The following is an 8,214-nucleotide window of genomic DNA, read 5'->3' as shown; positions in this document are numbered from 1 at the left end:
ACTCTATCGGGTACATTTTAATTTCTGGTTGACCTTTTTTTATATGGTTTTATTATAACGGTAGCCGGGGTAGAACGTAAGCACCCGTGGGACTTAGATCTCGTCAGCTAAACAGTTCGCCCCCTACTTGTAGAAACATGTTTGAGGCTGGTTGGGACATAGATCTCGTATAACAAGCGAAGCTATGACACTGCAAGAAGGATTAGGGGTACCGGTGAATTTATTTATTGGAGGAGGAGATTTAAAAATGAATCCAGTCGTTGGTCTGGATGTAGCTAAAGGTGAAAGTCAGGTTCAAGCTTACTTGGAAAAGAATCCTTTTCAGGAAACCTTATATCAAAGCCATATTTTAACCCTAGAAATGTATATTAAAATGCTTTTAGAATACCAAAAGCACCTATCTACATTTGAGGAAGAGATAGATGCTTTAGCAAAAGAAATCAAAGAATATAAGATTATCCAATCAATCCCTGGTATCGGAGAAAAAATCGCGGCAACGATTATTTCTGAAATCGGTGAGATAGATCGGTTTAATCACCCTAAAAAGCTAGTAGCATTTGCCGGAATTGATCCAAGTATATTTGAATCCGGTAGATTCAAGGGAACCGTCAACAGAATCACTAAAAGAGGGTCCAGTAGATTACGGCATGCCTTGTTTATGGCTGTTAAATGTGCCATTCGTGATTGTCGCAAAAAGAAAACGACGGATAATATCATCCCCCGAAATAAGCGATTACGGGAGTTTTATGATAAGAAACGCGAAGAAGGAAAGCCATATAAAGTAGCTGTAATAGCTTGTGCAAATAAGCTTTTACAGTGGATATATGCACTTTTAAAAAGCAATTCTACTTTCCAAGATATAGCTTAAATTAAAAATATAACCAAACAATACAAAACCTTCCAACAATTTAGATTAGGAAGGTTCTTTGGCATGCTTATTTTTAGTATAACATGTGATTTTTAAGATTTTTATTGAAAATTATTGACAAACTATTAGCTGGTTTAGTTTAAGTACAACTCTTCACAATATATCAAACATAATTCATCATGATATTAAAAAAAGTCCTTACTGTTAAATGCAGAAGGACTTTAAATGGATTTACAAGTGATTCTTTTTTCTTATTAATTCATCTCTATCGGATGCCATTGGAGGCTGTTCCAACCATCCATTTTTAATCATGATATTAGCTCCATCTTCAGAATACATCTGAACTTCTAAGGATAGCCTGTTATACATTGCACTAATATCTCCTCTAGGACTTAGACTAACAGCTGTACCATAATAGCCAACGCTCAAAGCAATCAAACCACTTGTGAAGAACATCATCAGTTTATCAGAAAAAGTATGGGATGTACTATTTGTTATTTCTGAATCCCAACCCATAGGTGCTGGAAGTTTACTTTCCTCTAGCTTATCTCTAAATAATCTAATATGTTTATTCCCAACTTCTAAACCCTTTAAAAAGAATTGTTTTACATCCTTATCCTTTGCAACCTGACTAAAGCCAGTAAGTGCAGCTACTCCCAAGGCATTTCTTTGTAGATTCGCAAATAAATTATCGACTTCGGCAGCAACTAACGGTCTTTTTTCTCCGAACACATCTAACATAAACCATTGTTTTTTTACAAATTCAACCTTCTCTAAATTAGGCAGGCTAGGAGACCTGATAAATAATCCTTTAGACAATAATAATTCAGTTGACTTATCATATAATTGCATGGTTTCTGTAAGGCAATCCATGTAATAAGATTTAATATCACTTCTTACAGATGATCCAACACTTCCAGCATAAGTTGTAAGTCCAACCTTAGACATTTGGTTTATAAAATTTAGCACAAAACTGTCGGAATAAAGTCTAGGAGCATTTAAATCCACATCCTCTTTAATACTAAAACCATATGGAACTACATTTTTTTCCTCTGTCAGTATTGCTGTAATCTTTTGAATATGTAACTTTGATAATTCTAAAGCAGATTCAATTATAGGCTTAATTTCAATATCCTCAACTTTTTCTAGAAAAAATGTAAGAATACATATGCTTGAGCTATCATTTAAGTATTGAAGCCAAAGTTGACCCATTTCACCCGCTGTTAGCCTAATCTGTTTTTCTTTTACATCCATAAGTAACCTCCAAAAAAAGTTATCCTAAAAATACCTTCCCCAGAAATTACCTATAGTATGTATTAGTTACCGAAATACCCCACCTTGCAAAATATGAGCCAGCAATCGCTAAAGTTGCATACTCTTCTTATACTGTTCTTTCTTCTACTAACCGGCCTTTACAAAAAGCTGCCTAAGCAGCTGGATCTTTCACTCTTGCACCAGTTTGTTTAAGTCCAAAAAGCAAATGACTCATTCCAATACTTAGCCATTTGCTTTTGTCTATTCAAGTTTCTTTTTCAATTAACATCGCCTGCCAAGAGCAAGCGTGTTATTTTGGCAGCGTTGCAATCATCGGAAAAAATTCAGTTGTCATTATACCAGCAATTACTGCTGGGTCTTCTGCTATAAGTTTTGGGACTTGAACTTCATTTTCAACTTCAATTACCGCAAGTCCGTGCGGAGCTGAAGGATTTAAAACAGGACCAAAGACCAAGGCAATCCCCTGGTTTTGCTTTTCGGTCCAATAAGCAATATGTTCTATCATAATGTTCCGTTCTTCTACTGTCATATCCTGGTGAAAAGTTGTTCTTGGAGGAGTAGACTTCAACATAAAGTGCCTTTTACCTGTAGCTTCACTTGCGGTGTTTTCCGACATTCCGAATGTACCTCCATCGATTTAAATTTGTTTTTCTTAGTTACGACAATCAACGTCAATTATCACATAGCCCCTATCAAACACAATCAACCATTTTTCGTGTCACTTTACTGCCATTTCTCTTCAGTACCAAATTTTGAATTTATATATTTGTTTGCGATAGGGAACGAAACCCGTTACTTTGACGAAGTCTCTTTTTAATTCTTCTTCTGCAAATTTTGCTGTCCCCTTAATTCGGTTCTATTTTGTACTCTTCAAGGAGATTTTTTATCGAATGGTTCAGCTCTTCAATATTCACATTTCCCATGTTCGTATTGTTCATTCCATATTTCTTTTTTAACATGATAATTCTTCTGACACTATCATTAATTCTTTGCTCAGAGATCTCCCCTTTTTGTACAGCGACCTTTATGGATGTAATGGCTTCAATTATTTTGTTATAATCATGGGCCACCAAAATGATGTCACTGCCGGCATTAATGGAATCCACTGCCGCCGCGCCCATTTTATAATGGTCCGTGATTGCCTTCATAGTCATGTCATCCGTTATCACAACACCGCCGAAAGCAAGCTGTTTTCTAAGGATATCCGTGATGATAACTTTGGACATAGATGCTGGATAATGAGCATCCAATTTTGGCAGTAAGATATGTGCCACCATGACCGTATCAGCCCCGTTATCTATGGCACGCTCAAACGGAATTAATTCGAGTTGCTTTAGCTCTGTCAGATTTTTATATACGATTGGCAATTCGAGATGGGAATCAACCGATGTATCTCCGTGTCCGGGAAAATGCTTAATCGTTGCGATTATATTTTGCGACTGAATGCCTTTTATGGTTTGAATCCCAAGCTTACTGACAACGTCCGGATTGTTTCCGAATGACCTGTCCCCTATTATTGGGTTTTTCGGATTGCTGTTGACATCAAGTACAGGTGCGAAGTCAAGATTGAACCCAAACCCATTTAACTCCTTGCCTAAAATCGTTCCAACTTTATAAGAAAACTGAGAATTATTGATTACCCCGATCTCTTTATTAGTAGGAAAATTGAAAAGTCCTCCAGGCAGCCTGATTACGCGTCCACCTTCTTGGTCAACACTTAAAAATAACGGCAGACGATTGTGAACATTTTCAGTCTTTATTTCATTTAGCAGCTGAACGGTTTGCTCAGGATTGACTAAATTGTCCTGGTAAAAAATCATCCCTCCAACTTTGTAATTTGTGATTAAATTTTTTGTTTGTGTGTCCATTTTTGTACCAGAAATACCAGCAATCATCATCTGCCCAATTTTTTCATCTAAACTCATTTCCGAAATGATTTCATCTATGCTCTTCTGTTGATCTGATTGATTGTGAACTTGGGTATAGACAGAAATATGATCCACTTTTGGATTCGGCTCCTTTTCGGTAGGCTTTGGTAATATCCACTTTAAATCAGTTGTAGAATTAACATGATATATAAGAATGATCTGGTTATTGAATCGATCTTGATAGTACCGAACCTGATCAGGTTCACCGCCTGACTTCTTGATTTCACTTAATCGAACGGTCTGTAATACCGAATCATAGGACCTGATATCAATCAATATTTCTCCAAGATACCCAAGGACGACATGGTGCTTTCCATATTCTTGGTACATAACACTTGAAGTTTTCGTTGTTTGGTCCGGTTTTCCCCATTGATTCATTACTTCTATTTTTTTGGTTTTACCGGAAATGAAAGGAGAGTTTACTATCTTCCCTTCCTTAGATAGAGAAAAGGTTTCACGGACCAATGCTTCTAGACTCGAAGGTTTATCTCCATTTGAATCTGATGGTTTACTCTTAGTTGGAGGTGATGTTATGGGAACTTTCTTGACCGGCTGCTTCTCACCTCTATCCCCACCGAAAAAATAAATACCAACAACTAGTATAAGAACGAGTGAGAGAGTCGAAAAAATAAGCGATTTCAAAACGGAGGTACTGCGTTTACGCATAACATAATTCCTTTCTATGGCATATTTTTCCAAAAAACACGTGCTCAAGGAGACTAGTATATTCATAGTATCTTATACACTATATATACTCAATCAGTATTCCCTACCAATTAATTAGCTATAGAATAGGTATGCTTACAAAACATCTTCTCTTTCTCTCAATTATCAAAGTTCTTAATTAGAATATAAAACTAAAAAGTGCTAGGTAAACCCAATTCCTCTGGGTATTTACTTAGCACCTTATTTTTCATCAGTTAACATAAGAAAAGCTTATTCACTACTATTCAGTTACTTATGATTTTCCTGTCATCCGCATTTGGTGGTTGCTCCATCCAATTTTTTTTAATGAGTAACTTACCAAAACTACCATATACAAGCAGATCATCGAGAATTGCTTTTTCACAAAGTGTTACAATATCTGCTCTCATACTATAAATCACCGCAGTACCGTAATAGGAAATAGCGGCAGCAAATAAAAAACCCGCATGAAACAACATTAATTTATCAGAAAAGGGTGATACATTTGAGTTTGTTATTTCCGAGTCATATGTTGAAGGTAAATGAAGGTCTTCAGTGAGTAATAAATTTGAAAAATTGCTCATGTGTTTATTAGCTGCTTGAATACACTTTTCTAAAAACTTATTTACTTCTTTGTCTTTACATACTTGTTTAAAAGCAATTAAAAGGCCTTTTGTAATCGCACTTTTTTCTAGATTAAAATAAATATTCCCACATTCGAGCGAATTCATCGCTCGTTTATTACCAAATAAATCAGTTGCATAATCAATCGAAGTGATAAATTTAATTTTATCTGGTGATGAGTACATTGGAGCTTTATATAGAAGATCCTTTTTCTCAAGGATTGCCAATGATTCGTTATATAAATCCATGGTGTTTATATTACATTGGTAATAAAAATCTCTAATGTCTTGACGAATGGAAAGTGTAAAAGCCAGGCTATAAGATTGTGCTGCGTACATGGACATGGTATGAATATAGTTTAAGCAAAAGAGTTCGGTAAATAAAGGGGGAGCCGCTAAATTCACATCTTTTTCATTAAAGCCTTTAGGTATGGGAAAATCTTCTTTATTAAATAATTCCTTCAATTTGTTTAGATGATTTTGACCAAGTTTTTGAGCATTTTGAAAAATTTTTATGATTTCAGGATCTTGAGTGATCTTTAGCATGTAATTAATCACACAAATCCCCATTGTCTCCCGTATGTAATGGGTCCATATATTTGCTATTTCTGGTGAGGTTAATCTATCAGGATTTTTATTCATTTTTCCATCCTATAATTTGTTAAGTTAGGTTTAATATCGTCAATTTTCCAAAACAATATGTATTAAAACGATTAATATATATCTTCTTCATCTATCCTTTCTCTAGTACAGTCAGCACAGATTCACATATATGTATTTGGCAATTAAAAAATGCTATAAACGGCTGTATCTTTTACTAATGTAAGAAGAGCCAAAATACGCTAGTAGTGCATAAAAACTTGCATATTTTAGGCCCCTTATTTTTATAGCTTTCATTTCTCTCATCCTTTTAATGTAATCTTAATAAGTTTTGGAACAAAGTTTATAATATATACGTGTCTGATGGAAACTAGAAATATGATTTAGTTGACCTTAATGTAATTTCGTGTTAATTTGTATATGCAAATGAATAAAAGGATTTGATTAAATGAATGAAGAAGAACAGGTGTTAATTCATTGTCTTTACTTTACAGCCAGCCGGTTTGCTCGTAACATTACAAAATTAACCGAAAAAACATTTGATTTTGGTGACCTTGCTCCTTCATATCTTTACATGATCATGATTGTGAAGTTCCATCCGGAAATCACACAGAAGGAAATATGCCACAAGTTATCTATTGCTCCTTCCACAAGTACGAGATTTATTGATAAACTTGAAAAATTAAAACTGGTTACCAGAAAAATGGATGGAAAACAAACCCTTATCTCTTTAACAGAAGAAGGAGAAAATGTTTACCGGCAGTTTCGGGTTTCTTTAAAAGAGTTGTTTACCAGCTATTCCAAAGTCTTAGGAAGCGAATTCAGTAAAGATTTAAGTAAAATGCTTCACGAAGCAAGCAATAAGCTAGAAAGAGAACTGTAATTTTTTTACCCTTTCATTTGCATATACAAATAAGTTAGGAGGCAGTTGTTATGTCAGGAAAGATATTGCTAATTGTCGGTGCTGGACCTGGGATTAGCTTAAATACAGCAAGGAAATTCGGAAAAGAAGGCTTTAATGTTGCCTTGATTTCCCGCAGTATGGAGTCATTAAAGAAATATGAAAATGAACTTAAAGATGATGGGATTGGGGCAAAAGGATTTCCTGGGGATGTCTCTTCAGTAGAATCTTTAAAAACAGCCATTGATGCGGTAATTAAAACTTATGGAAAAATTGATGTACTCTTATACAATGCTGCTGCAGGAAGACCAGGTAAACCAACAACATTAAGCGTGGATCAATTATTGGAAGATTTTAAAATCAGTGTAGCTGGAGCTCTTACCAGTGTAAAAGAAGTGATTCCTCATATGGAAAATGGAACAATTTTATTAACGGGCGGAGGATTAGCTCTTCACCCCTATGCTGACTATGCTTCATTAGCGATTGGAAAAGCAGGTATTCGCAATTTAGCCTACAGCTTGCACCAAGAATTAAGCCCTAAAGGAATTTATGTTGGAACATTAACGATTAAAGGGTTTGTACAAGAAGGAACCTATTTCTCACCTGAAAATATTGCGAATAAATTTTATAGTATGTATGAAAATCAAACTGAAACAGAAATTATGTTTGAAGAAAAGTAAAATTTTTTTGCAACATAATTTGTATGTACAAATGAAAAAATCTCTTAATGAAACAATACGTGTAATCAATACTAGAAAAGAAAAAAAGACAAAAGGAGACTTACTAATGAAAACTCTTGTAATTATCACCCACCCTAATTTGGAACAATCTCGAATTAACCGCACTTGGATGCAGGAATTGAAAAAACACGAAGAAATTACGATGCATACTCTTTATCAAGCTTATCCAGACGGGAAAATAAATGTAGCACACGAACAAAGCCTATTAGAATCACATGACCGTATTATTCTTCAATTTCCATTCTACTGGTACAGCACGCCTTCTTTGTTAAAACAATGGCAGGATGAAGTGCTCTCCTACGGCTGGGCATATGGCGAAGGCGGCGACAAGCTTCACGGTAAAGAACTAGGTCTAGCGATTTCAACCTTTGGACCAGAAGATTCTTATCAGCCTACTGGCTACAATCATTTTACCATGGAGACTTTAACAACCCCCTTACAACAAACAAGCAACCTCATAGGTACCCGTTTTATGCCGTTATTTGTGCTGAATGGTGTTATGCATGTCACAGATGAACAACTTGAAGAAAATGCAAAAGCATATGTAAATCACGTTCTTCAACCATCCTAAATTGAAGATTAATTAAAATATAAA

At 35.2% G+C, this 8,214-nt stretch carries 7 protein-coding genes and 1 pseudogene; 4 read left to right on the top strand and 4 right to left on the bottom strand.

The genetic code is table 11. The features are described 5' to 3' along the window. Positions 1-310: 310 nt before the first annotated feature. Positions 311-868, top strand: a pseudogene (locus COD92_RS19735) (IS110 family RNA-guided transposase); the annotation flags it as partial. Between the two features lie 231 nt (positions 869-1,099). Here COD92_RS19735 and COD92_RS19730 read toward each other — a convergent pair. The 4 genes from COD92_RS19730 to COD92_RS19715 all read right to left on the bottom strand — a co-directional run bounded on the left by COD92_RS19730 (position 1,100) and on the right by COD92_RS19715 (position 6,020). After that, a complete protein-coding gene (locus COD92_RS19730) occupies positions 1,100-2,122 on the bottom strand; it encodes a DUF3231 family protein (protein ID WP_098530751.1) in 1,023 nt (340 codons plus the stop codon). Positions 2,123-2,432: 310 nt separating this feature from the next. Beyond that, positions 2,433-2,759, bottom strand: coding sequence for a YciI family protein (locus tag COD92_RS19725; protein ID WP_098530750.1), 327 nt, complete (start codon positions 2,757-2,759; stop codon positions 2,433-2,435). A gap of 229 nt (positions 2,760-2,988) precedes the next feature. After that, on the bottom strand, positions 2,989-4,737 hold the full coding sequence (gene nagZ / locus COD92_RS19720) for a beta-N-acetylhexosaminidase (RefSeq protein WP_098530749.1): 1,749 nt from the start codon (positions 4,735-4,737) through the stop codon (positions 2,989-2,991). Positions 4,738-5,021: 284 nt separating this feature from the next. Further along, on the bottom strand, positions 5,022-6,020 hold the full coding sequence (locus COD92_RS19715) for a DUF3231 family protein (protein ID WP_098530748.1): 999 nt from the start codon (positions 6,018-6,020) through the stop codon (positions 5,022-5,024). Between the two features lie 406 nt (positions 6,021-6,426). Between COD92_RS19715 and COD92_RS19710 the strand changes: the two genes are divergently transcribed. From COD92_RS19710 to COD92_RS19700, 3 genes are all read left to right on the top strand, one after another. Next, positions 6,427-6,861, top strand: coding sequence for a MarR family winged helix-turn-helix transcriptional regulator (locus COD92_RS19710; RefSeq protein ID WP_098530747.1), 435 nt, complete (start codon positions 6,427-6,429; stop codon positions 6,859-6,861). A gap of 50 nt (positions 6,862-6,911) precedes the next feature. After that, positions 6,912-7,559, top strand: a complete 648-nt coding sequence (locus COD92_RS19705) for an SDR family oxidoreductase (protein ID WP_098996489.1) — start codon at positions 6,912-6,914, stop codon at positions 7,557-7,559. A gap of 106 nt (positions 7,560-7,665) precedes the next feature. Continuing rightward, positions 7,666-8,190 carry an NAD(P)H-dependent oxidoreductase gene (locus COD92_RS19700; RefSeq protein ID WP_098530745.1) on the top strand — a complete coding sequence of 175 codons (525 nt, stop codon included), beginning with the start codon at positions 7,666-7,668 and terminating at the stop codon, positions 8,188-8,190. The last annotated feature ends 24 nt before the right edge of the window (positions 8,191-8,214 follow it).

This window comes from Bacillus sp. AFS037270, assembly GCF_002585305.1.
Note: the sequence above shows the minus strand (reverse complement) of the source record. Positions and strands in the feature narration are given on the sequence as shown.